Source organism: Streptomyces sp. LZ34 (genome assembly GCF_053890475.1).
Genome location: NZ_CM132680.1, coordinates 10,843,533 through 10,866,219 on the forward strand (window position 1 = coordinate 10,843,533; position 22,687 = coordinate 10,866,219).

At 68.7% G+C, this 22,687-nt stretch carries 27 protein-coding genes and 3 pseudogenes; 14 read left to right on the top strand and 16 right to left on the bottom strand.

What is annotated here, in order from left to right; genetic code table 11:
• Positions 1-39: 39 nt before the first annotated feature.
• From ptlE to ACWY4P_RS46570, 6 genes are all read right to left on the bottom strand, one after another.
• Positions 40-1,794, bottom strand: a complete 1,755-nt coding sequence (ptlE, locus tag ACWY4P_RS46545; RefSeq protein ID WP_456213287.1) for a neopentalenolactone/pentalenolactone D synthase — start codon at positions 1,792-1,794, stop codon at positions 40-42.
• 17 nt (positions 1,795-1,811) lie between these two features.
• Positions 1,812-2,612 carry a 1-deoxy-11-beta-hydroxypentalenate dehydrogenase gene (ptlF, locus tag ACWY4P_RS46550; RefSeq protein WP_456206860.1) on the bottom strand — a complete coding sequence of 267 codons (801 nt, stop codon included), beginning with the start codon at positions 2,610-2,612 and terminating at the stop codon, positions 1,812-1,814.
• Positions 2,613-2,739: 127 nt separating this feature from the next.
• Positions 2,740-4,194 (bottom strand): MFS transporter, encoded by a 1,455-nt coding sequence (locus ACWY4P_RS46555; RefSeq protein WP_456206861.1) that lies wholly within the window; start codon positions 4,192-4,194, stop codon positions 2,740-2,742.
• 60 nt (positions 4,195-4,254) lie between these two features.
• On the bottom strand, positions 4,255-5,106 hold the full coding sequence (gene ptlH, locus ACWY4P_RS46560) for a 1-deoxypentalenic acid 11-beta-hydroxylase (RefSeq protein ID WP_456206862.1): 852 nt from the start codon (positions 5,104-5,106) through the stop codon (positions 4,255-4,257).
• 421 nt (positions 5,107-5,527) lie between these two features.
• Positions 5,528-6,724 (bottom strand): pentalenolactone synthase, encoded by a 1,197-nt coding sequence (penM, locus tag ACWY4P_RS46565; protein WP_456206863.1) that lies wholly within the window; start codon positions 6,722-6,724, stop codon positions 5,528-5,530.
• Positions 6,725-6,790: 66 nt separating this feature from the next.
• Positions 6,791-7,252 (bottom strand): hypothetical protein, encoded by a 462-nt coding sequence (locus ACWY4P_RS46570; RefSeq protein ID WP_456206864.1) that lies wholly within the window; start codon positions 7,250-7,252, stop codon positions 6,791-6,793.
• A gap of 154 nt (positions 7,253-7,406) precedes the next feature.
• Here ACWY4P_RS46570 and ACWY4P_RS46575 point away from each other — a divergent pair, with 154 nt between their 5' ends.
• Both ACWY4P_RS46575 and ACWY4P_RS46580 read left to right on the top strand, forming a co-directional pair.
• Complete coding sequence (locus ACWY4P_RS46575) at positions 7,407-7,610, top strand: transposase (protein ID WP_456206865.1); 204 nt, start codon at positions 7,407-7,409, stop codon at positions 7,608-7,610.
• Positions 7,611-7,776: 166 nt separating this feature from the next.
• Positions 7,777-7,923: a hypothetical protein gene (locus ACWY4P_RS46580; protein WP_456206866.1), complete on the top strand. Its 147-nt coding sequence runs from the start codon at positions 7,777-7,779 to the stop codon at positions 7,921-7,923.
• 170 nt (positions 7,924-8,093) lie between these two features.
• Here ACWY4P_RS46580 and ACWY4P_RS46585 read toward each other — a convergent pair whose 3' ends face one another.
• From ACWY4P_RS46585 to ACWY4P_RS46595, 3 genes are all read right to left on the bottom strand, one after another.
• Positions 8,094-9,686 (bottom strand): ISL3 family transposase, encoded by a 1,593-nt coding sequence (locus ACWY4P_RS46585; RefSeq protein ID WP_456206408.1) that lies wholly within the window; start codon positions 9,684-9,686, stop codon positions 8,094-8,096.
• Between the two features lie 233 nt (positions 9,687-9,919).
• The gene (locus ACWY4P_RS46590; RefSeq protein WP_450485316.1) at positions 9,920-10,378 is read right to left on the bottom strand and encodes a hypothetical protein; all 459 of its coding nucleotides are present in this window, start codon (positions 10,376-10,378) and stop codon (positions 9,920-9,922) included.
• A complete protein-coding gene (locus ACWY4P_RS46595) occupies positions 10,369-10,911 on the bottom strand; it encodes an RNA polymerase sigma factor (RefSeq protein WP_456206867.1) in 543 nt (180 codons plus the stop codon). The genes ACWY4P_RS46590 and ACWY4P_RS46595 overlap by 10 nt, the downstream gene beginning before the upstream one ends.
• 152 nt (positions 10,912-11,063) lie before the next feature.
• On the opposite strand from ACWY4P_RS46595, the gene ACWY4P_RS46600 reads away from it, so the two are divergent.
• From ACWY4P_RS46600 to ACWY4P_RS46625, 6 genes are read left to right on the top strand one after another with little or no spacing between them, the layout of a single operon-like run.
• On the top strand, positions 11,064-11,534 hold the full coding sequence (locus tag ACWY4P_RS46600; RefSeq protein WP_456213288.1) for an Asp23/Gls24 family envelope stress response protein: 471 nt from the start codon (positions 11,064-11,066) through the stop codon (positions 11,532-11,534).
• Positions 11,531-11,884 (top strand): hypothetical protein, encoded by a 354-nt coding sequence (locus ACWY4P_RS46605; protein WP_456206868.1) that lies wholly within the window; start codon positions 11,531-11,533, stop codon positions 11,882-11,884. The genes ACWY4P_RS46600 and ACWY4P_RS46605 overlap by 4 nt, the downstream gene beginning before the upstream one ends.
• A complete protein-coding gene (locus ACWY4P_RS46610) occupies positions 11,881-12,123 on the top strand; it encodes a hypothetical protein (RefSeq protein WP_456206869.1) in 243 nt (80 codons plus the stop codon). The genes ACWY4P_RS46605 and ACWY4P_RS46610 overlap by 4 nt, the downstream gene beginning before the upstream one ends.
• A gap of 44 nt (positions 12,124-12,167) precedes the next feature.
• On the top strand, positions 12,168-12,359 hold the full coding sequence (locus ACWY4P_RS46615; protein WP_456213289.1) for a hypothetical protein: 192 nt from the start codon (positions 12,168-12,170) through the stop codon (positions 12,357-12,359).
• Positions 12,356-13,348, top strand: a complete 993-nt coding sequence (locus ACWY4P_RS46620) for a DUF6286 domain-containing protein (protein ID WP_456206870.1) — start codon at positions 12,356-12,358, stop codon at positions 13,346-13,348. Before ACWY4P_RS46615 ends, ACWY4P_RS46620 begins: the two co-directional genes overlap by 4 nt.
• A gap of 5 nt (positions 13,349-13,353) precedes the next feature.
• Positions 13,354-13,920 (top strand): hypothetical protein, encoded by a 567-nt coding sequence (locus ACWY4P_RS46625; protein ID WP_456206871.1) that lies wholly within the window; start codon positions 13,354-13,356, stop codon positions 13,918-13,920.
• Between the two features lie 157 nt (positions 13,921-14,077).
• On the opposite strand, the pseudogene ACWY4P_RS46630 reads toward ACWY4P_RS46625, so the two are convergent.
• The 3 genes and pseudogenes from ACWY4P_RS46630 to ACWY4P_RS46640 all read right to left on the bottom strand — a co-directional run.
• Positions 14,078-14,187 (bottom strand): annotated as a pseudogene (locus ACWY4P_RS46630) (IS110 family transposase); the annotation flags it as partial.
• Positions 14,188-14,455: 268 nt separating this feature from the next.
• Complete coding sequence (locus ACWY4P_RS46635; protein ID WP_456206872.1) at positions 14,456-14,941, bottom strand: SRPBCC family protein; 486 nt, start codon at positions 14,939-14,941, stop codon at positions 14,456-14,458.
• 624 nt (positions 14,942-15,565) lie between these two features.
• On the bottom strand, positions 15,566-15,850 hold the full coding sequence (locus tag ACWY4P_RS46640; protein ID WP_456206873.1) for a hypothetical protein: 285 nt from the start codon (positions 15,848-15,850) through the stop codon (positions 15,566-15,568).
• An 821-nt stretch (positions 15,851-16,671) separates the two neighbouring features.
• Between ACWY4P_RS46640 and ACWY4P_RS46645 the strand changes: the two genes are divergently transcribed.
• Positions 16,672-17,154 carry a hypothetical protein gene (locus tag ACWY4P_RS46645; RefSeq protein ID WP_456206874.1) on the top strand — a complete coding sequence of 161 codons (483 nt, stop codon included), beginning with the start codon at positions 16,672-16,674 and terminating at the stop codon, positions 17,152-17,154.
• Between the two features lie 6 nt (positions 17,155-17,160).
• Positions 17,161-18,096, top strand: coding sequence for an SRPBCC family protein (locus ACWY4P_RS46650; RefSeq protein ID WP_456206875.1), 936 nt, complete (start codon positions 17,161-17,163; stop codon positions 18,094-18,096).
• A 148-nt stretch (positions 18,097-18,244) separates the two neighbouring features.
• On the opposite strand, the pseudogene ACWY4P_RS46655 reads toward ACWY4P_RS46650, so the two are convergent.
• Together ACWY4P_RS46655 and ACWY4P_RS46660 are read right to left on the bottom strand one after the other, a co-directional pair.
• Positions 18,245-18,518, bottom strand: a pseudogene (locus tag ACWY4P_RS46655) (integrase); the annotation flags it as partial.
• A 119-nt stretch (positions 18,519-18,637) separates the two neighbouring features.
• Positions 18,638-18,823, bottom strand: a pseudogene (locus tag ACWY4P_RS46660) (hypothetical protein); the annotation flags it as partial.
• A 5-nt stretch (positions 18,824-18,828) separates the two neighbouring features.
• On the opposite strand from ACWY4P_RS46660, the gene ACWY4P_RS46665 reads away from it, so the two are divergent.
• Positions 18,829-19,521 (top strand): HemK2/MTQ2 family protein methyltransferase, encoded by a 693-nt coding sequence (locus ACWY4P_RS46665; RefSeq protein ID WP_456206876.1) that lies wholly within the window; start codon positions 18,829-18,831, stop codon positions 19,519-19,521.
• A gap of 7 nt (positions 19,522-19,528) precedes the next feature.
• Complete coding sequence (locus tag ACWY4P_RS46670; protein ID WP_456206877.1) at positions 19,529-19,723, top strand: CDGSH iron-sulfur domain-containing protein; 195 nt, start codon at positions 19,529-19,531, stop codon at positions 19,721-19,723.
• Here the strand turns inward: ACWY4P_RS46670 and ACWY4P_RS46675 are convergent.
• Positions 19,703-20,680 carry an iron-containing redox enzyme family protein gene (locus ACWY4P_RS46675; protein WP_456206878.1) on the bottom strand — a complete coding sequence of 326 codons (978 nt, stop codon included), beginning with the start codon at positions 20,678-20,680 and terminating at the stop codon, positions 19,703-19,705. The genes ACWY4P_RS46670 and ACWY4P_RS46675 overlap by 21 nt on opposite strands.
• Positions 20,681-21,488: 808 nt before the next feature.
• Positions 21,489-21,662 carry a CsbD family protein gene (locus ACWY4P_RS46680; protein WP_456206879.1) on the bottom strand — a complete coding sequence of 58 codons (174 nt, stop codon included), beginning with the start codon at positions 21,660-21,662 and terminating at the stop codon, positions 21,489-21,491.
• Between the two features lie 199 nt (positions 21,663-21,861).
• Between ACWY4P_RS46680 and ACWY4P_RS46685 the strand changes: the two genes are divergently transcribed.
• Positions 21,862-22,017, top strand: coding sequence for a DUF6131 family protein (locus tag ACWY4P_RS46685; protein ID WP_456206880.1), 156 nt, complete (start codon positions 21,862-21,864; stop codon positions 22,015-22,017).
• Positions 22,018-22,200: 183 nt separating this feature from the next.
• Positions 22,201-22,581: a hypothetical protein gene (locus ACWY4P_RS46690; RefSeq protein ID WP_456206881.1), complete on the top strand. Its 381-nt coding sequence runs from the start codon at positions 22,201-22,203 to the stop codon at positions 22,579-22,581.
• The last annotated feature ends 106 nt before the right edge of the window (positions 22,582-22,687 follow it).

Genomic DNA, 22,687 nt, shown 5'->3' on the forward strand with positions numbered 1-22,687 from the left:
GTTGCCGCCTTTCGCAGAAGGGAGGGGCCAGAAAGGGGGTCAGCGCAGTTCGAGGCCGGCGAGGTCGCCCGCCTCGCGCCAGCGCCTGAGGATGTTCACGAACTCCACCGAGCCGCCGCCGTAGCTGGAGTTGAGCAGGGGCAGTCCGCTCGGGTCGCCCTCGTTGTTGTAGAGGCCGGGCGTGCAGTTCTCGAGGAAGCCGATGTCGTTGGTGGCGAGCCGGAGGATCTCCTCGACCCATTCCTTCTCGCCGGCCTCGGAGGCCTCCACGACCTGGTGGCCGCGCTCCTCGACGCACTTGACGATGTGCGCCAGGTGCCGGGTCTGCTCGCCCAGCATGTAGGGGATGTTGACGTGCCGGCCGGCCTGGATCTTGGACAGGATGAAGCAGTTGGGGAAGCCGTTCACCTGGAGTCCGTGCAGGGTGTGCGCCCCGTCCGCCCACTTCTCCGACAGCTTCACGCCGTCGCGGCCGACGATGTCGTAGCCGGCGCGGTGCGTGTACGGGACGGCGAACTCGTGCTCGTAGCCGGTGGCGAAGACCAGGCAGTCGACCGGGTACTCCCGGCCGTTCGCGACCACCCCGGCCGGGGTGAGCCGCTCCACGCCCTGCCCCTGGGTGTCGACCAGGGTCATATTGGGCCGGTTGAAGGTCTGGAGGTAGCCGTCGTGGAAGCAGGGCCGCTTGCAGTACACGCGGTAGTACGGCTTGAGGGCGGCGGCGGTCGCGGGGTCGGTGACGACGCTGTCGATGCGGGCGCGCAGCTCCTCCATCTTGAGGAAGTCCGCCCGCTCGGCCGCGAGCGCCCGCTCCTTCGGGTCGCCCCCGGTGTCGCCGGTGGGCAGGATGGCGGCGGCCAGCTTGGCCGTGGTCTGGGTCCAGCGGTCCTGGACCAGGTCCTCGTCCTGCGGGATACCGGAGGTCAGCGCGTGGAAGTTCTCCATCCGGCGCTGCTGCCAGCCCGGGGCGAGGGTGTCCGCCCAGTCGGGCGGGGTGGGCCGGTTGCCGCGGACGTCGACTGCGGCCGGGGTGCGCTGGAAGAGGACGAGCTGCTCGGCCCACTCGGCGAGGTGCGGGGCGAGCTGGACGGTCGTGGAGCCGGTGCCGATGACGCCGACCTTCTTGTCCTTCAGCTTGGTCAGGCCGCCGGTGCTGTCGCCGCCGGTGTAGTCGAAGTCCCAGCGGCTGGTGTGGAAGGAGTGCCCGGCGAACGTCTCCAGGCCCGGCAGTGCGGGGAGTTTGGGGCGGTGCATCAGACCGATCGACATGGCCACGTACCGGGCCCGGATCAGATCGCCGCGGTCGGTGCTCACCAGCCACTTCCCGGCGGCCTCGTCCCAGCGCAGCTCGGTGACGGTGGTCTGGAAGAGGGCGTCGCGGTAGAGGTCGTACTTGTGGGCGATCTGTTGGAGGTGGGCGAAGATCTCGGGCCCGGTGGAGTACTTCTCGGTGGGTATCGTGCCGATCTCTTCGAGCAGCGGCATGTAGACGTAGCTCTCGACGTCGCACCGGACGCCGGGGAAGCGGTTCCAGTACCAGGTGCCGCCGACGTCGCCGGCCTCGTCGATCAGCCGGATGCGCTTCAGGCCGGTCTCCTTGCGCAGATGGGCGCCGGTCAGCAGGCCGCCGATGCCGGCGCCGACGACGGCGACGTCCACCTCGTCGGTGAGCGGCTCGCGCTCCTGTCGCTCGGTGTAGGGGTCTCGCGCGTAGCGGCTGAAGTCACCGCGCGCGAACTGGTAGGTGCGACCGACGCTGCGCTTGTCGCGTTCCTGCCGATATTTCTCCCTCACCGCTTCCAGGTCGATGGTCAGTGTTTCATCGCCACGGTCGTCGCTTTCGGCGCGGGCCACAGCTCCTCCTCGGGGGAAGGGGGTGGAAGGGAAACATGACGCCATACGTCGTCGAACTGATCGCGCAGCCGCAGCGGGGCGTCGGAGTTGCTGAAGAGATAGAAGCGATCGGAGCCGAGGGCCTCCCACACGAGTCCGGCGACGTCCTCGGCGCTCACCGAGGTGTCGCCGCCCGCGCCGCGCGGGGCCGTCAGGCCTTGGACCATGGGGGTGTCGACCCGGCCGGGACACAGCACCGACACCCGGACCCCGGTGCCCCGCAGATCGGCGCGCAGACTGCGGGCGACCGCGAGGTCGGCGTGCTTGGAGGCGGCGTAGGCGGCGCTGCCGGCGCCGACGACGAAGGCGGACATCGAGGCGGTGTGGATCAGATGGGCGGGCCGGCCGCGCTCCAGCAGCCGGGGGACGAAGGCGCGGGCCACCAGGACGTGCGCCCAGTGGTTCACCTCGAAGACCTGCCGCATCCGCTCCAGCGGCACCTCCCACAGGGGCTGTCCCACGGGGCCGAGGACCCCGGCGTTGTTGCACACCACGTCGATGTCGCCGAGTAGGTCGAACGCCGTGTCCGCGAGCCGTTCGACGGCGTCCGGGTCGGTCAGGTCGGCGGTCACTGCGGTGACCTGAGCGCCCTGTGCGGTGAGTTCGGCGGCCCGGCGGTGCAGTGCGTCGCCTTCGACGTCCGCCATGACCACGCCGGCGCCGGCCCGTGCGAAGCGGGCGCTGAGGGCGAGGCCGATGCCGCTGGCCGCGCCGGTCACCACGGCTGTCCTTGTCTGTAACTGCACTTGGCTGTCTCCGCTTCTGCGCGCGGGTACGCCGAAGGACGGCGCGCCGTTGCCAACGAGGAGGTCTGGATCAGATCGCGCCGTTCGAGGGGCGCGGGTGTCAGCTGGGGTCGGGGAGCTTCAGACTGATCACGAGAACGGTCACCGAGAAACATGCCAACAGGGCGAGAACGAGCACGGCCGCCGACGCCGTCGACAGCCAACTGGCCAGGGAGAGATAGAGGGTTCCGCCGACGGTCGCGCCCAGCGCGGTCGCCATCTGCTGGCTGGTCACCAGCACACCGCTGCCCATGCCGGCCTGCGCGGGGGGTACGTCGGCGAGGATCGTCCGGAACAGCGTCGGGCCGATCAGCGCCGCGCCTGCGCCGAAGAAGGCGATCCCGACGAGCACGAGCGCCAGGGAGGGATGCGGCCAACCCAGCCAGATCACCAGTGCCAGCAGCAGCAGGCCCGTGCCCTGGACGAGGGCGCCCAGGGTGACGATCCGGCTGCCCAGGGCCGCCGCGATCCTCGGGGTGAACAGCGTCACCACGAAGAACGCCGCGGCGAACGGCGTCAGCACCCCGCCGGAGGCGAGCCCGTCGAAGCCGAAGTGACCCTGCGCGATCAGCGCGTAGACGAACAGGAAGGCGCCGAAGCCGGCCGAGAACGGCACCATCGCCGCCAGCCCTCTGCGCATCCCCGGCTGGGACAGCACCGACGGGGACAGCAGCGGTGAGCCGCCCCGCGCCTCCAGCCCGCGCTCGGCCCGCACCAGCGCCAGCGCCCCCACCGCGGCGACCGCGAGCAGCGACCACAGCCACAGCGGCCAGCCCAGGTCGGGGCCTGCCACGACCAGGGCCAGGACACAGACCATGGTGACACCGAACAGCACGGTACCCACCGGGTCGAAGCCCGGCTTCGCGTCGGCCCTGGTCGCGGGGGTGCGCCGGACGGCCAGCAGCGCGGCCACTCCGATCGGCACATTGATCGCGAAGACCGACCGCCAGCCGATCCCGGCGACGTCCAGCGAGACCAGCAGCCCGCCCAGGATCTGCCCGGTGACCATGCCGAGGGCCGCGGTCGCGCCGTACATGCCGATCGCACGGGCGCGCGCCTGGCCCTCGGTGGCCGCCTGGATCGTCGCCAGCACCTGCGGTACGAGCATGGCGGCGGCGGCGCCCTGCAGCAGCCGGGCCACGACGAGGAACTCGATGGTCGGGGCGAGTCCGCACAGCGCCGAGGCGACGGTGAACGCCGAGAGCCCGTAGGCGTACAGGCGCCGTCTGCCGAAGGCGTCGCCCAGCCGCCCGCCCAGCACCAGGCCGAGGGCGTAGGTGAGGCCGTAGCCGGACACCACCAGCTCCAGTGCGGCGGGGCCGCCGTGGAGGTCGTCACTGATCGAGGTCAGCGCCACATTGACGATGGAGGCGTCCACGATGGACAGGGCGTATCCGGTGAGCACCACCACGAGGGCGATGCCACTGAGCCCCCCGCCGGCCGGTTCCGTGCCGGCCGAGGGCTCCGGTGTCGCGTTGGGCCCCTTCAGAGGGGGGAGGCCCTCACGTTTCGTCATGCGCTGCCTACCCGGGCGTTTGTGGGGGGGACGGTTGAGGCGGGTGCGGGGGTAACAACGTCACTCGGTGGTGGTGGGGGTGCCGGTGATCTTCGACATGATTCCCTTGGAGGGGTCCTTCGCGGACTCCGGCCAGGGGGTCAGGGCGTTGAACCCGCGGTGCGAGGAGGCGGGCTGGATGCGGGTGTCCATCGACATCCGCATGCCGGCCGGGTCCACCGAGACGTTCGGGATGGACTTGTGACACATGAAGGCGTGGAAGATGATCACGTCGCCCGGTTCCATGGGCGAGAACAGCAGTTGCTCGTCCGCGCCGAACTCCTCCGCCGGGATACCGCGCACGGCGTGGCCGAAGCGGCGGAAGTTCTCGGTGACGACGTGCTCGCGCGGGCCATTCTTGTGGCTGCCGTCGGCGACGGCGACGCCGCCTATGTCGGGGGTCGTCGCGAGCAGCGGCACCCAGGCGGTGCGGAAGTCCTTGTTCGGGCCGATGTAGAAGCCGTCCTGGTGCAGCGGGGTCAGGAAGCTCGGCTCCGCGGAGCCCGCGGCGGAGGGGTAGTAGCGGATCGTCGTCGACTTGAAGACGAAGACAAGCTCGCCGAAGACCTTCTCCCAGACCTTGAGGGTCGAGGGGTGGTTCCACAGGTCGTCGTACTTGACGTAGTCGTGCATCGCCACCTCGTCGACCGCCTCGAAGGACTCGATGGTGAGGGTGTCGAGCGTGGTGCCGGGGGCGGCGTGGCCGAGTGCGATCAGGCCCTCGAGCATCTGCTCGGCCGTGGTCCGGACGAGTTCACGGTCCAGAGCGCCGCGCAGATAGAGGTAGCCGTGCTCGTCGTAGAACCGGTCGAGGGCCTCACGGTCGTCGAGAAGAGGCGTGCAGTCGACGTAGTCGCTGAAAGTGTCCGTCATGGTTCCTTGTCCTCCTGACGTCTGTGCGTGAGGGAAGGAGCGTCAAACATCCGGGCGGGCGGTCGGCTTCGATGGCGCCGGGTGAGGCGGAGGTGACGAGGGACGACCGCCGGGGACGGCCGGTGCTGACGTTCAGGATGGTGGGGGCCGGGCCGGTCAGAGGGACGATCCGGTGAGCAGGGACGGGTATGCGAGCAAGTGGGCCGTCGTGGGCACCTCTCCGCAACCGTTGATACCGATACGCACAGTCATAGGTGTGTCCCTCACCGGGCGGTCCAGTGACACTGGAGCGCCGTCGCTCTTGAGGTCGATGGTGCGCCGACGCGCTGTGATCCGTCACAGACGACACGCCATACAACGTTCTGGCAAAGCGATCGACCATGAACGGTGGACGGCTGTGTTTTCGCTCGTGCAATGCCACTTAGAAGGTAACGGGGATTTCATCGAACCCGCCGGTGATCCGGTGCTCCTGCCAGCGCAGCGACTCCTCGGGTACCGCGAGCCGCAGGTTGGGCAGTCTGCGGAACAGCCGCTCGAACACCGCGGTCAGCTCGATCCGGGCCAGCGTGCGGCCGATGCAGTGCCGGGCGCCGCGCCCGAATGCCAGGTGCGACTTGGGCTTGTCCCGGGCCAGGTCGAACAGGTCGCTGTCGGGGAATGCCCGGCCGTCGTAGTTGGCCGCGCCGATGGCCAGCATTACCGCGTCTCCGGTCCGGATCACTGTCTCGCCGACGGTGATGTCGCTGTGCGCGTAGCGGGGTATTATCGCGTTGGATCCCTTGCCGCCAACGCCCAGGCGCAGGATCTCCTCGACCGCGGCCGACGCGAGTTCGGGATTCTCGGCCAGCAGGGCACGCTGGGCCGGATTGCGCAGCAGCAGCAGGGTGCCCAGGTCGATGCGCACAATGGTGGTCTCGTAGCCGAACAACAGCACGGCGTTACCCAAGTGGGCAATGTCCGCATCGGACAGTGCGCCGTCTTTGTCGGCGATCAGCTCGGACAGGATGTCGTCGCCCGGCTCGGTTCGCTTGCGCGCCACCAGTTCCGTCATGTAGCCAACAACCTGTTGAAAGGTGTTCGCCGAGTGCTGGTTGTCGCTCTGGTCGAATGTGCCTCTCGCCCACTGCCCGAACCGCTCCCGGTCGGCCAACGGCACGCCAAGCAGATCGCAGATCACCATGGTCGGCAACGGAAACGACAGCGCGCGGTGCAGGTCGGTCGGCGGAGTGCTGGCGGCCAACTGGTCGAGCAGGTCGTCCACGTGGTGCTCGATCCGGGTCTTCATGAGGTGCATCCGGCGCGTGGAGAACCGGGGCACAAGCAGCGCGCGCATCTGCGCATGCCTGGTGGCCTCGGTGTCGTGGTCGTCCCCGGCCATCAGCGCGATCATGAAGCTCCTGGCCGCGCTCTTGGCCGACTGCTCCGGGTTGGGATTGCTGAGACCGAGTCGACGGTCGGCGAGTAGTGCCCTCACCTCGTCGTAGCGGGTGACCAGCCAGGCGTCTTCACCCGCGGTCCGTACCCTGGTGATCGGCCCCTCCTGCTGCAGTGCGCGCATCTGGGGCGCGATGCCGAGCATGGCTGGGTTGTCGAACGGTAACCTCGGCAGTTCCTTCATGTGGTCATGATCATATGTTGCGGTTTTTATGTCAATAAGTTTGAGTCAGGGATTTCAGCGGTCGAATCAACGTGGGTTGACTGTTACGACTGGCACGTGTGTGCTCGACGTCCGGGGGAATGCCGGTGCCGTTTCCTTGACATCGGCGAGAAATGGCAGGCCATCAGCTTCGGGGAGATCGCGCAGTGACCACCTTCGGACCCACTCACCCCTTAAAGCGCCACCAAATACCACTGCCGGGGCAAAACGCTCTTTAACCACAAGTACGCGCGCGCAGGTCGCTGAAAGCGCGGAAAGGATATCGTGCAGGTCGTCTTCCGGTGCAATGCACAGAAACACCACCGTCGCGCGGTGAATAGGCCATGTGCGGACTGGCTGACGGCTGTCCACGGAGGCCACGAGGTTAATCCCATCGGCTTCCACGAGCACCGCCGCGAGCACCTGCCTGGCTATGGGGTCGCGATCAGTCAGGACAATGTCGGCCATTTCAGTGTAATAGCGCGGCTCGGCTGCGGCGGAGTCGGCCACCTGATCGGTACTGCAGCAGGGCCGACTATCTGGTCGGTAATCAGTTGAGTCCCCGCTCGTTTTATGTTGGAGAATTGTGCCAACTCAGCCTCCGAGGAACTGCGTCTTTCCCCTCGTAGCGTGAAGTCCGTGACCGCAGGGGAAGTTGGGAGTCATGGCGGAGAAGCGACGGAAGTTCGAGCCGGAGTTCCGTGAGGGAGCCGTACGGATCGTGACGGAGACCGGCAAGACGGTCGCTGAGGTCGCGAAGGACCTGGGGCGCCGCCGTGCGACCACCGACTGGACCGCCTACCTCCAGGCACGCACCCTTGCGCCAGGGCGCACCGGTCGGGGGGACTCCGGAACCGATCCCTCATAGCGAGCGCTGGGACCCGGGCGCGAAGGCAACACCACCGCGGTCGCCGGTTCGGGTGAACCCCCGGGCCGCACCGTGGATTTGCCGGCGCGGAAGCCGATACCACTGCGCTACCACTGTCCGGCGTCACCAGCAGTCGAAGCCGACGGAGGCGCTGATTGGGAAGGCGATGGGGCAAGGCAGCGAGGAAAGTGCGGTCCTCGGGCGCGAACCGGGGGCGGGCTCCGCCGAGCTGCCGCTCCAGCACGGCGAGTTGGTGCCGCAGCGCCAGGATCTCCACTTCCTTGTCCCGGTCGCTCAGCGGCAGCAGCCGTAGTGCGGCGAAGGCGTTCGCAATTGATCATTATGTCGGTCAACGCCGACGCGCCGGAAGAACACCGCCCACCCGCCGTCGGCAAGACAACGTGATCCGTTCTTTCACCTGCGCGGATGGACTTTTCGGCTCTTGCAAGATTTTCGTGATGCGGTGACGGTCGGTGAGCGTTGTCAGGTGAGTAGGGCTCGTTTGCGGAGGAGTGCGAGGCTGGCGCGGCCGTAGGTCTGGCGTTTGAGCATTTTGATCTTGTTTTCGGTGCCTTCGACCATGCCGGAGTTCCAGTCGAGGGTGAGGCCGGCGGTGACGGCGTTCCAGTCCTTGTCCAGTCCGGTCGCGAAGGCTTTGAGTGAGGGGAGGTCTTGGTTGCGGACCTGGTGCACCCAGGTGTTGAGGTGTCGGCCGTTGCGTCTGGTCATGATCTGGGCGAAGGCCTGGACGTGCTGGTGCAGGGCGTTCAGCTCGGGGCAGGCTGCCAGTGCGGTCTTAAGACGCTGCTGGTCATCGGGGTTCAGGGTGGCGGGGTGGCGCATGATCCAGCCGACGAGCCGTCGGGTTGGAGGCGGGGCAGGTTCCGGGGTGGGCAGGGCTCCGTTCGCTCGGAGGGTGCGCAGGTAGCGGGTGACCAGCCGGATGCTGCACTGCAGGCCCCGCTGGGTGAGTTCCTGGTGGAGTGCTGTGGGCGAGTGGCACCCTTCGGCCCATCGCTGGTGCAGGTAGTCGCGGTGTGGGTCCAGTTTGCTGGGGCGACGACCGGCGGCGTGAGCGAGGAGTTCTTCCACGTGTTCAGCCCGGGCGAAGGTCTGCACGGTTTTGTGGTTCAGCCGCAGCTCACGGGCGATCTCTTTCAGCGCCCAACCCTGCTCCAGCAGGGCATGGACCTCGCGGTAACGGCGGCGGGTGCGCGCCTCCAGCGCTCCTTGAGCGGACAGGGCCTGCGCAGGCAGATCTTCGAGTCCGGTCCGGTCTGCAGGTGTTCGGTCCGTGGCCGCTCGGTGCAGGCATCCGCGGTGGCGGGCGATGTCCTTCTCCACGTGTTGTCCGAGGTTGCGCCACAGGTGCCAGCGGTCCGCGACCTGCACGGCTGCCGGCGCGGCGCGGGTGGCAGCCTCGGCATAGGCACCTGCCCGGTCACGGCAGATGACCCGCACCCCAGGGTGATCCCGGAGCCACGTGGCCAGCGGCTCGGCGTCCCGGCCGGGCAGCAACTCCAGCACCCGCCGCGTTGTCCCGTCCACCAGCACCGTGTCCCACACTCCGCCCCTACGCAGAGCGAAGTCGTCGACACCCAGTACCCGGGGAACCTTCCAGTCCGGGTCCGGCAACGCCATCACCAGCGCTAACAGGGTCACCCGGCTCACCGCCATGTGCAGGACCGCCAGCAGCCTCGCCCCGGCGGACCCGGCCAGTGCCAGCCCCACCGCCTGGAGCAGCCCCAGCAGCAGCGGCGTATAGCGCCCATACCGCACGGACAGCCCGTCCACCTGCTCGGCGAACGTCTGCCGCGGACAGCCAGGCTCATCACAGAACATGCGTCGCACACCGAGATGGATCACGACGGGACGGCCACCGACCGCCACATCGGCCAGACGACGCCGATAGCGACTGTGCACCCGCGTCGACAACACCCCGCAGTCCGGACACGGCAACGCGACACCCTCCCGGGTACGCGCCCAAACCTCGACCTTCTCACCCTCAAGGCTCACCCGCTCCACCAGCACCTTCTCCAGGTACGGGAACACGATGCCCAGCAGCTCGTCACACACTCCGCACGATGACACCAAGATGACGCACTGTCACCCCATCACGAAAATCTTGCAAGAGCCGACTTTTCGGCACCCACAGCCTCACCATCCACAGGAAACGCCCAGCTCAGCGGCCTGATCGGAATATTGACACCCTTCAGGCGCAAAACCGTCGTTCGACAACTGCCACGACTGTATCCATTCAGAACGGCCAGCTGATCGTCTGCGGGGGTTGGTGATCATGCTTATGGCGGTCAGAGACGTGGGTGGACGTCATCGATGGTGATGTCGATGCGGAGGAGGCGAAGACCGAGCTGGGTGGCCGCGGCTGCGTGCAGGGCGGCGCGTACCCGGTGGGCGGTGGTGGAGGCGTGCTGGCCGTAGCGGAGGCTGATGCTGACGGCCACGTGGGTGGGGTCTCCAGGGGTGGGGAAGCGGCAGCCTCGGCCGGTGGTGCCGGGGACGCTGCTGGTGGCGGCGGACAGGAGAGTAGCGGCGGCGTGTTCGGTGATGGACAGACGGTGCGGAGGTTCTGCGGGGAGCGGCAGCTTGCGGAAGCGGCGCGGTTCTTGGCGGATCCGGACCATGACACATGCGACGAAGCCCGGGGGGCGCTCGACCGGTTCGGCGGTCAGCGCGGCGGTCGCCTCACGGAGTGTGTCGATGGCGGTGCCGCTCGGCAACCGGTCAGCAGTTGGATGGTTCATCGCCATGGCGTGAGCTCCTGAGCAAGCCGGGCACGGGCGCGGTGGACGCGACCACGGACGGCATCCGGGCTGGTGTGGACGGTGTGGGCGATTTCGTTGGTGGACATGCCTTCCAGTTCTCTCAGCACCCAGCATGCGCGCTGCTCCGGGGTGAGCCGTCTGAGGGCGCTGGTCAGCGCGGCACGTAGCTCGGCGGCCACGGCCTGCTGTGCGGGGCCGGCTGTGCGGGACGGCGGCAAGGCCTCCTCTTCGAGGCTGGTCTCGGGGCGTCGGGCGCGGGCGACGTTGACGGCGCGGGTCGCGGCGATGCGGTACAGCCAGGCGGCGAACGCCTGCTCCGCATGGATTTCGTGCAGGCAGCGCCAGGCGGTGATGAAGGAATCCTGGGCGGCGTCCTCCGCGGTGTCGGCGTCTCCCACGATGCGCAGCGCAATCCGGTACACCCGAGTGGCGTAGCGGCGCACCAGGTCCTCGAAGGCTGCGGTGTCACCGTCACGGGCGCGGGCGACAAGAACGCCGTCCTCCGCCTCGGAGGTCACCTTGTGCGAGTGCCCCGGCGGGAGGCTACGAACCACTTTCGCGTGAGGTACATCCCATGACGGGCGTGAGGATCCCCGGGTCGGCTGTGTCTTCTTGAGTGATGCGGGTAATGAGCTCGCACGGAACGGAGAACGGCGCCGTGAACACACAGATGAAAGAGACGACGGTCAAGTCGAGTGAGCAGTCCGAAGGGGCCCGTTCCGTGACGGCGCGGGGGTCCGCGGAGCTGGTGAGCGAGCAGGGCAGGACGTCGGTCGCGGATGTGGTCGTGGCCAAGATCGCGGGGATGGCGACCCGTGAGGTGCCGGGCGTGTACGCGATGGGCGCCGGCGTGTCCCGTGCGCTGGGCGCGATGCGCGAGCGTCTGCCCGGAGTGGTCGGCCCCGGCATCACCCAGGGGGTCGCGGTCGAGGTGGGTGAACGCCAGGCCGCGGTCGACCTCGATGTGATCGTCGATTATGGGGTGTCCATCCCGGACCTGGCCGCGGGGGTTCGCCGCAACGTGGTCACCGCGGTGGAGAAGATGTGCGGATTGGAGGTCACCGAGGCCAACATCACCGTCGGCGACATCCACATGCCCGGTGATGAACCGGCCGAGTCGGCGGAGTCCCGCGTCCAATGACACATCCGGCACATCGCACACATCCGACACGTCCAGCCCCCGGCCGGGATACGGGCGAGGTCGGCCGGCTGGCCGGCCGGATCGCCACCGCGGTGGCCGACTGCCCGGCGGTAGCGGCCCTGGCCGACGGGCCGGTTGCCACCTACCTGCCGGGCAGCACCGTGGCCGGGGTCGCCGTCCGCGACACCGAGGTAAAGGTCGAGGTGGTCGCGGTCTTCGGTACGCCGGTGACCGAGGTCGCCGCACAAGTACGGGCCGCGGTCCACGGGCTGATGCCCGACACACAGGTGGAGGTGTGCATCGACGACATCGAACTCCCCGACAGCGCCGCTCGGGAGACGCTCAGATGAGCGCGCACCCCACACCGCAGCGGCAGGCGTTCCGGGCCTGGGTGCGCCTGCACCACCCGGACGTCGGCGGCGATCCAGAGGAGTTCATCGCAGGGTTGAGCCGCTGGCGCACCGCTGTCGCGGCGCCGCGCTGTTCCGAGGTGGTCCGGGTGCGCGTGTTCCGCAGCCGGGGCGGACTGTGGCTGGCCGCCCGGTGGTGGCGGCGCCACCGGCGCCGTCGAGCGCGGCGCGTGCGCTGACGCGATGCGGCACAAGTTCAGACGAGGGAAATGAAGTGAGTGACATGGACGGAACGCAGTGGGCTACAGCGATCGGCCTGGGATTCGGGACCGCGCTGGGCTTCGCCGGAGCCTTCGGTGGCTTGACCGCTTTCTTGATCGTGCTCGTTCTCGGCGCCGTCGGACTCCTCGCGGGCCGGGCCGTGGCCGGTGAACACGATCTGAGCGGCCTGCTGGGCGGCCGGAGGCGGTCGTGACCACAGATCTGGCGCCGACGCCACCGGCGGCGCTCGGGCCGCCGGAGACCCGCGGGCACACTGAGATCGCCGATCGGGTGCTGGAACGGATCGCCGTGCGCGCCGTCACCGAAGTGGACCAGGCCGGCGGGGCGCCGCGTCGGCTGCTCGGGGTGCCGCTCGGGCGGGCCAAGGCCCTGCCCGCCCCCCAGGCCACGGCCCACGTGGACGGGCACCTGGCCACCGTGGCGATGACGGTGTCGGTGGCATACCCGGCGCCGATCCGCCAGGTGAGCCGCCGCGTGCGGGAGCGCGTCGCTGCCCGCATCGGCGAGCTGACCGGCCTGGACGTGCGCGAAGTCGACATCGACGTCGCCCGCCTCACCCACCCTGCGGCTCCCCGCACCACCGTGGACCACGAAGCGCCGTCCGCGCCCCCGCAGGCGGTCGACCGACAGCGCCGACGGGCAGCGATACGTGCCTTCCGGCCCAGGCGGACCCTCCCGGCCGTCCTGATCGCCGCCCTGCTGGCCGCCGTCGCGCTCCTGGCCACCATCCAGGTCGTCGCGAGCCTGATCAACCGCGACGCACAGGTGCTGCCGGTGACATGGCTGACCCGGGCAGGCCGCGATCTGCGGTGGGACGATCCCGCCGTGCTCGCCGCAGCCGCCGCGATCCTCGCCGTCGGGGTACTGCTGGTCGCGCTGGCGCTGGCGCCCGGCCGTCCCCGGATGATCGCCTTGCGGTCCGAGGATCCCCACACAACGGTCGGCATCACCCGCGCCGGGCTGCGCCGCTGTCTGACCGCCGCCGTCGGCGGCATGGACGGCATCGACCGCGCACACGTACGACTGCGCCGGAGGCGGGTACACGTGAACGCCGACAGCCCGCTGCACGACGTCGGCGACCTCCCCCAGCGGGTCCGGCAGGCCGTCACCGACCGCCTCGACGAACTGTCACCCATGAGACCACTTCACGTCCGCACCACCGTACGAGGACGAGAGGAGTGAGCCCGATGCGCCGCCCCACCGCCCGCGCCAACCGCATCGCGCTCCTCGCGGTCGGCCTCGTGCTCACCGCGGGCGGCGGCGCCGCACTCGCCCGCGGCCTCGACCTTCGCCCCGGTCTGCTCGGGGCATCCCACGCTCCACTGATCGACGAGCAGGCTCGCCGCTACGCCGCGGACCACTGGTGGTTCTGGGCCGCCGTCGCCGCGTGCGCCGCCCTGCTCGCACTCCTCGCACTGTGGTGGCTCGCCGCCCAGGCCCACACCGACGCCATCCACCACATCAATGCCGAGCCCGACCCTCGCCACGGCGCCACTCATCTGTCCGCCCGGGCCGCCACCGAAGCACTCGAGGAGGACCTGACCGCCAGCCCCTACGTGCGACGGGCCAAGGCCACCCTCACCGGCGCCGCCACCGTTCCACGACTGACACTGACCGTCACCCTCACCGCCGACACCGACCCAGGCGCCGCGAACCGGCACATCCACCAGGCACTGGCTCAACTCCGCCACGCCCTCGAAAGCGACCGCCTCACTGCCACCACCCGCATCCACATCGCCCCAGCCCGCCACTGAGTACCAGCCCTCGCCCGCGATGCGGGCCGGTTGCCTTACGCGCGGCCACGTATCGGCTTCAGAGTTCGTCCGTCTGGGTGCGGTCGTCCGCGGAGGATCGGCTGGCCACCAGCCAGGATCACGCCGGCTCTACCGCCCGGGTGTCCACGTCCGGGGCGCGGGCTGCGACCGCGATCACGTGGGCGTCGTGGCGTCGGTCTTGGCCTCGCCGGGGTAGAGGTCGGCGATCCGCCGCACCGTCAGCCCTGGCAGACAGGCCACCTGGCAGCGTGTTCGGGCCCGGAGGTCGGGGGCTGCATTGCGGAGCCGTGGAGAAGACAACGGGGGGCGGCTCTGCGGCCGGTGACACCAGCGCGCTCGCCGATGTGGCCCGAGCGCTGCCGGATGCCAGGGTCGGAGATCTGGCCGTGCGCGCACCCGTGCGGGCCAGCGGCCGTTGACGCCCAGGTGAGCCAGGCCTTCCACGGACAGTTTGCGCCAAATCCTTGCCGCCCACCGGTGTCTACCAGCGATTCGGCCGCTCCCGGCCGACCGGCTACCGCTCCGTAGGGTCGCACGTGTCGTGGCCGCGTTCACACTGTCCGGGAGGCTCGTGACGTTCGACCACTTCGGCGAGCCGGCTGAGCATGCTGCGGTGGCGTAGTTGCATCAGAGCGTCCACCACCGCGTTGTGTAGCTTCCCGGCGACCCCGCGCAGCGGATGCTCGTCGCAGATCACCATGGTGTTCTCGCCCCACGGGCGCAGTTCGAGGGCGATCCTGGCAGTGCCGAGCCATCCGCTGATGGCCTCCAGCTCCAGAACGTGCGGTGGCTCGCTGCGCCGGGCGATGGTCTCTCCGCTGCCCTTCCACGGGCCGAGTTCCACTGTATAGACGATGCGTGATCCGGTCCGGGGCCATGTTCCGGCGGTGGGATGGGTCCGCGAGGTACCGACGACCCAGTCACCGTAGCGGGTACCGTCCGCCAGCACCGCCCACACCGCTTCGGGACTGCGGCGGATCATCTGGTGCCGTACAGCCATGCGTCAACTCCCTGCCGAGTCCGGAAAGGGGGGCAGTGCACGTCCATCCCAGGGTACGGCGGGCGCCGGTGGTTGACCTCCGGACAATGTCACGCGGTGGCGTCCGCGGCGTCGAGCACGCGGTCACTGCGGGCAGCCGACTGTGCTGATGCGGCAGTGGCCGACTCCGCGCGGAGGCCGTCTCGCTGATGGGACAGGAGTGGGCTCCGCATTATAGTCACATCCTTGGCACGCGCGGGCCCGGCACTCCCGCACCCGCTCGTGCCGCAGCCGCCAGCAGCGTCACCCGCAGCGGCGCCAAGTGCGTCAGATGGGGCAGAGACTCGACGGCCGCCCTCGCCCGCCATTCTGCGAAAGATACAGTGAGCCCCCTGCCTGGCTGTCTGGGTTGGCGTATCGACGCAAGCTCAAGTCGCGGCAAAACACTTGGCGTTTTCCCGCGGCGGGGCACTCCCACAACGCTAGCGCCGTACCCAGCCGTACCGCGCCGCAGCGTGCCCGTCCGCCAGCCGGTCAAGGCAGCGCGTCCTGTGAGTCCGAGGTCGCCGGTTCGAGTCGGCCCACATGGCGCCGCGGCGACCGGACCCCTACCCCCCTCGGTTTTGGTGTGGCCGAGGGGTCCTGCTAAGCAGTGCCTGTCATCTGCCGCTTTCGCTCTCCATCCGTGTGTGCCTTCTCCAACAGCGAGCCTTCTTCCTGCTCGTAGTGCGACAGGGCGACGCCGAGGCCGAAGAATGTGGGCGCCCACTCGCCGACGTAGATGCCCCAGCGGTCGGCACGGTCGAGTCCCGCGCCGGGTTCGGCACGCAGGGAGGCGGCCCAGGTGAGCACGGAGAGTCCGATGGAGGCGACGGCGGCGGTGTAGGCGTGCTCGCTGCGCAGGCCCATGTCGTGCAGCTTCTTGATCATGACGGTTGCTCCTTAGGGTGTTCCCTCTCGGGGTCACCTCCGGGTTCCCCCTCCGTGGCGAGTGACGCGGGGCGAGCGAAACGACCAGGGGTGCCCTCGAGAACGAAACGAACGAGTTCCCGGGTCGTGTGCCGGTCTGGGGGCAGGGCCGGGACGTCACGGGGATGCCGTGTTCTCAGTCGGCAACGCTTCCAGCAGGTCCCCGCTGTGGGAGTCCGCTAGCGCGCGAGCGGCGCCGGCCAGGGCTGACGTGCCCGCGGGTCGTCTTCGTCGAGGACGAGGGAGGAGCCGGCTCATGTGGCGACTGGTCACAACGATCCCTCGGCTTCATCATAAGCCTGGCCACCACGACCTCGCCTTGGGCCGTGCCCTGCGTTGGGCGCGCCTGCGCACTCGACGCACGGTTTCATGATCTGTCGTGCAGCGGTCGCTGTTCTCCCTGCTGACGGTTACACCCCGCCACCGGAGCCGACAGCTCCGGTCAGCGAACGGGGCTTTGGCCGCGTGGTTGCGCGCCATATTTTCGGGCCCTCGACCGCCACTGTCCGACTCGTTGTCAGTCTGGTCGCGAAGTGGGTCCTTTGGGGGCATGGTGGGAACGTTCTTCCGCAGTCGCGATGCGCCACGCGAACGTCAGCGGCCGGTAGCTGGCCCAGCCTTGACGCTTGCGGCCTGAGTGTGACGGCCTCGGATCCGGTAGCGGCGTGGTGCATCCATGGCTCCCGAGGCATGGCCACATGCCGCGATCGAACGATATGCACCATACTTGCTTATATGACCTGATTGACGGCCTCGTCTTTGTGGCGGGAGGAGGAGCGAGCATGAAGAACATCCAGGCTGCCCTGGTTTTCACCGGCGGTTACCTCGTCGGACGCACGCACAAGATGCGCTGGGCTATCACCCTCGCAGGACTGACGGCCGGGAGACGCTTCCTGTCCGGCGGCGATGTGGCCGATGGGGGGCAGGCGAAGTCCCCCGGGCTCGGCCGACTCGGCCAGGAGCTTCGCGGTGAGTTGATGACTGCGGGGCGCTCGGCAGCCATATCGACAATAAGCAATCGAATGAATTCCCTGAGTGACGCCCTGGGGGAGCGGGCCTTGGCGTTGCGTCCCGGCCCGAATGGCCAGGAGCCGGATGAGTCGTCGTCACAGGGGGACCACGCACGGGGGGATGAAGCCGAATCGCAGAAGGGACCCGAGGACGAGGGGCGGTCCCGAGCCGGCAAATCGAAGAAGTCAGCTGACCATCCGGCCGAGCACGAAAAGAAGACCGAGGCCGGAGGGTCCGGACGGAGCCGAGGGTGATGGGGCATGGCTGAGAAACCGGACAACCAGCACACGGGCGGGGTCGGCACCCTCGCCAAGCAGCTGCCCACCGACCGTCTGAAGCAGGAAGCGCAGAATCTCCTCACCGCACTGGGTGAGAAAGCCCTGTCATCGGTGAGCAGTATCGGCGGGGACGGCAGTTCCGGAGGCGGACTCGGTGCCGTAGTGAAACCCATGGTGAAGGCCGGATTGGGCAAGGCCAAGGACAAGGTCATGGACAAAGCCAAGGAGGCCATACCGGGCCTCGGCGGCGGCGGCGGTGGTGGCGGCAAGGACAAGAAGCTGAAGGTCACCAACATCGTCGAACAGATTGACGTCGGTGCCCCCGTGTCCCTCACCTACGACCTGTGGACCCAGTTCGAGGACTTTCCCAGCTACATGAAGAAGGTCGAGGACGTCCAACAGGAGTCCGACACGGAAATGGAGTGGAAGGCCCAGGTTTTCTGGTCCCATCGCAAGTGGCGCTCCGAGATCCTCGAACAGGTGCCGGACAAGCGGATCATCTGGCAGTCGCGGGCTGAGAAGGGCCATGTGAACGGGGCGGTGACTTTCCATGAGATAGCTCCAGATCTCACCCGGATCCTGCTGGTCCTCCAGTACTACCCCCAGGGCTTCTTCGAGCGCACCGGAAATATCTGGCGGGCCCAGGGCCGCCGCGCGCGTCTTGAGCTCAAGCACTTCCGTCGCCATCTCATGACCGAGGTGCTGCTTGAACCCGACGAGATCGAGGGCTGGCGGGGCACGGTGCACGAGGGTGAGGTCGTGGAGGAGGAAGAAGAGCCCGAAGGCGAGGAAGAAGAGGAGGATGAGGAGGAAGAGGGCGAGGACGAGGAAGAAGAAGCCGAGGAAGAAGAGGAGCCTGAGGACGTGGAGGATGAGGCCGAAGAGAAGGAGAAACCGCGGCGGCGCTCGCGTCGTTGACGGCCGCCTCCTCCTCAACAAGGACGGCAGGAAGCCGCAGGTACGGCATCGGGGCCCGTCGGGTCCGCCGGCCGCCACCGCACCTGATTCCACCGCATGGGTGCGGACGCCGATTCCGCCACCGGCACCCCGTGAGTGGCTGCCTTCGGATGGCGGGGAACTTCCCGTCCCGGTCCCGGATCAGGAACCGCGCCCGGCAGCCCGCGTCCTCAAGGTCCATGACCAGGTTGTGGCTGTTTCCGAAAAGTCGCAGGCCAGCAGGGCATCGGCCGGGGAGCGCAGGAAGTCGGCCCACGTGCTGCAGGCCCGCTCGGGTGCCGGGTCGATCCCGGCCTGACGGAGCGCATCGTGCGTGGCCTTCCCTGACGCTTGGGGCGGGAGGCGGCCGCGTGGCGGCGTGCGACCAGGCTGCGGTGCGGGCGCCATCCGTGTCAGGGTCGGCGTTCGCCACATACGCATGGGAGCCGTCCGGGCGCACGGCCACGAAGCGCGACTGGGCGCTGACGCCGATGGTGGCGGCGCCGGCGGCGGTGTCGATCACACTTACCGTGTTCGAGCCACAGTTGACCACATACGCGCGGGCCCCATCGGGCGTGAGAGCGGTTTCCTGGGGTGTGTTACCCACGGAAATGATGGCTCCTGCCGCGAACGCGGCACTGGACATGGAGCCGCGCGCCAGGGCCGACCACGCGAAACCGGTGGCTCGGCGCCATCTCTGGGTACTCATGGCGCATGGTGCTGATGACCCCTCCAGGGGTGTACGCGCCGCAGCATGACACGTGGCTGCTGACCGAAGCGCTGCGCCGCGAGAACATCACCGAGGACACCGCCGTCCTGGACGTCGGGACCGGTAGCGGTGCCCTGGCCATCGCTGCGGCCCGGCGCGGTGCCGGGCGGGTGACCGCGGTCGATGTCTCGGCCCTGGCCGTGGCGACGGCGTGGCTCCACGCCCGGCTGGAGGGGCTGCGGATCCAAGTGATGCGCGGGGATCTTTTGACCCCGGTGGCTGACCGCTGCTTCGATCTCATCGTTGCCAATCCCCCCTACGTGCCCTCTCCGGGCGCCCGCCGCGGCCGCGCCGTGGCGTGGAACGCCGGTGTCGACGGCCGGGCACTGGTCGACCGGATCTGCCGGGACGCGCCACCGCTGCTGCGCCTTGGAGGTGTGCTCCTTCTGGTTCACTCCGCGCTGTGCGGCGTCGAAGGAACCGTGAGGCGGCTGGGGCAGGCGGATATGCGGGCGGCCGTGGTGGACCGCCGCCTCATCCCGTTCGGACCGGTGCTGCGCGAGCGGGCCGCGTGGCTGGAGGGCCGCGGGCTGATCGAACCGGGCGAAGAAACCGAAGAGCTGGTGGTGATCCGTGCCGAACGAGCGCAACGACAGCGACGGGACGCGTGCGGAGCGGTGGAGGTACGACAGCCCTGAGCCTGTCGTGCGGGTGACGCTTGAAACGGACGGCCCGATGCTGATCGAAGGTCCCGTCGAGGTGGCCCTGCCGGACGGCCGCGTGGTCCGCTCTGACCGCTTCACGGCTGCGGTGTGTCTGTGCGGCCGCAGCGCGCGTTATCCGTGGTGCGACACCAGCCACCGCCGCCGTCCGCCGAGGTCACAGCGGAATACGCAGTGAGGAGCGGTCGTCGCGCCAAGCGCCCAGAAGCTGACTCGCGAGCCGGTCCTCCAGGAAGACGGTGGCGTCGACTCCGAAGGCGACATCGGGGGCCAGCCCCGGTTCGTCCCGCAGCAGGCCGTCGACCACGCCATGGCGCACGACCTGCTCGTGCACCGCGTCGGCCTCGACATGCTCGGTGTAGAAGAACACGACCGCCTCCTCCGCTCCCATGCGGCGCAGCGCCTGGGCCAGCCGGTCGGAGGAGGGCGATGAGGTGATCTCGACCGTCGCGAAGTGCCCCACCAGAGCGCCGCGCAACGCGCGGTGCAGTCCCAGCAGCGACATCAGATTGACCACGGCCAGCATCTGCGCCGACGCGGCGTCCAGGTAGCCGTTGTACGTCGGGTCCAGACCCAGGCCCGCCATCAGGTTGGCGAACAGCTCCGCGTGCACGCGCTCCCCGCGTCCGGCGCCGAACTCGTCGTACTCCACCGCCGCCATGGCCGCCTTGGCCTCACCTCGCAGCCGCGGGATCACCCACACATGCGGATCAGCCTCCTTGAGCTGGTAGAGCGAACGCTGGGCGATGTACTCACGCAGCTGCCAGGGCTCCCCCTCGTCCCTGAGATAGTGCGACACTCCCACGTCCTCGCCCGACTCCACCAGCAGCCCCTCCAGGGCGGTCGCCACCTCGTCGTGTCTGGTGGCGTCGGCGCGCAGCGCAGCGAGAAAACGCTGCTCCAGCGCTTGGCGCAGCTGGAGCAGGTCTGGATTCCACTCCCAGCCGTCGTCCACCCCGGCGAAACCCTGGTAGTGGAGCTCGTAGCAGAGATAGAGCCCGAGCTGCAGGTCGTCCCCGTACGGATCCGCCTCCCGCAGCGGGCGGCCCGCGGGCAGCGTCGCCTCCCCGGGCGCGCCCAGGAGGGCGTCGACGAGCGCGGTGGACAGCTCTCCCCGCCCTGCTGGCAATGGCATCCGGTGCTCCTTTGGGACTGCGGGCCGTCGAGGTGATGAGGGACCGGCCACCCGGATGGGTACCCCGGTGCCACGAGATCTCTCGGTTGCGCGCCGGGCGTGCTCCACGCAGGGCGAGGATGGCCCTGACACTCTGGGGCTGCGGTCGACTCTGCGTATACGCGGACGTACACCTGAGACACGTTCGCCATGGGCGTCATGCGACTACGTAGCTGTGCGAGCCGAGGCCGGGGCGATCGCCGACGCGGCGGCGGGCCAAGGGGTGAGCGCGGGTGTGATGGTGCAGTAGCGCGAAGACCGCTGCACAACCGGCAAACCCTCCCTGGGGCCGGTGGCCTTCACGCCTCGTCGGCAATCCACCGGGATCGTGCAGGAGCACTTCGTGCATGGTCCTGACCGGGCCGTGGGCGAGGCGGGCCAGCTCGTGACCACGCTGATGGCGAGCGCGGCTACCCGACCGAGGGATACGAGCAACAGAAGCGCGATCTCTCGGTTGAACACGCCGAAACGCTGCAGCACTACCGCATTGCCCACGAGATCAACCGTCGCGCCGGAGACAGGAACACCTCAACCGAGGAACTGCGGAGCGCCATGGTCCACTACCGCGCCTTGGGGGGTCCTTCTTCGACCGCCTGCTCAACGCCTGACCGCCGGCCCCGCCGCGCACTCCGAAGTCGCAGCCCCGGGCACGCTTTGGCCGCCGCCCGCGCAGACGTCCAGCGCGAGCGGCGGCCACCAGCCCGCCGGGCCAGAGGGTCCGGCATCCCCTCCGGCAGACTCTGGCCGACCGGGGATCCGGAGTGCTCTGTCAGCGCTTGAAAGCGCCCTTGATGTTCTGCCCGGCCTGCTTGAGACCGCCCTTGGCCTGCTCACCCTTCCCCTTGGCCTCCAGGGAACGGTCGCCGGCGGCCTTTCCGGTCCTTTTCTTCACCTTTCCCTTTTCCTTTTCCGCGGAATGCGCGGTCTTCTTGCCCAGCCTCATGACCAGTCCTCTCAGCGGCTCTCGCGGGCACCCGTATCTAGGGTCTTTTGTTCATATATGTTCCCTCCTGGGTAACGGTCCAACCGTGTGAGGGCCGAGCAGCGGCGCCAGGAGGTCAGCTGATCCGGGAGCGGTTGCCGTGGGGACAGCCGAGGACCACTGTGGGAAGGAGGGTATTCGTGCGAGATCGGAGGATGCCATGATCGTCCTGGGGGTCATTCTTCTCGTCATTGGGTTCCTGGCCGGGATCTCCATTTTGTGGACCATTGGAATCGCCTTGGTCGTGATTGGAGCGATCTTGTGGGTCCTGGGCTCTGTGGGGCATGCGGTCGGCGGGCGACGGCACTACTGGTAGCCGAAAATGTGGCCAGGTGCCCCGCACGACCGTCGGGCACCCGCGTGGCCCCCGGCCCCGACCTGCTACCCGCCTCTCGCGGTTTTCGCAACGGGCCGGTGGGCGGACATTTTGCGACCAGCAGTCGTCGACTCGCTGATCGTCGACATGTCGGAGGGACGTGCTATGGCGAAGGATGTAACCGTGAGCTGGGCCGATGCCCCGACAGGGCACGACTACCCGGCAGCCGAGTCATTTCTGCGACTGACGGCAGCTCCGGCTCTCGTGGATGTCCTCACCGCGCTGTTCTCGCAGGCGCCGACGGTGCGGCATCGCGCCAAGGACATCCTGCGTGCGGCCCGACTGCAACTGCTTCCCGCAGATGACCCCGAGGTCGCAAAGGACCTGAAACATGCCAGGAAGGGCAAGCCACTCTCACCGATCCTCCTGGTACGCGGCGAGCTGAACCTCGACCACCCTCTGCAGATAGCTGACGGCTATCACCGGGTGTGCGCCAGCTACCACCTCAACGGGGACACCGAGATTCCCTGTCGCCTTGTCGCCCTGCCCGTGATCGCCGTATGAACGCCTGCCCGCGCCGCCCGCCGGCGCGAGGACCGTGGCCGTCAGCGGCTTTGGGAGACCGCTGGCGCGACACCGGACCGCTGGTCGCATTCCCGGCGTACCCCGT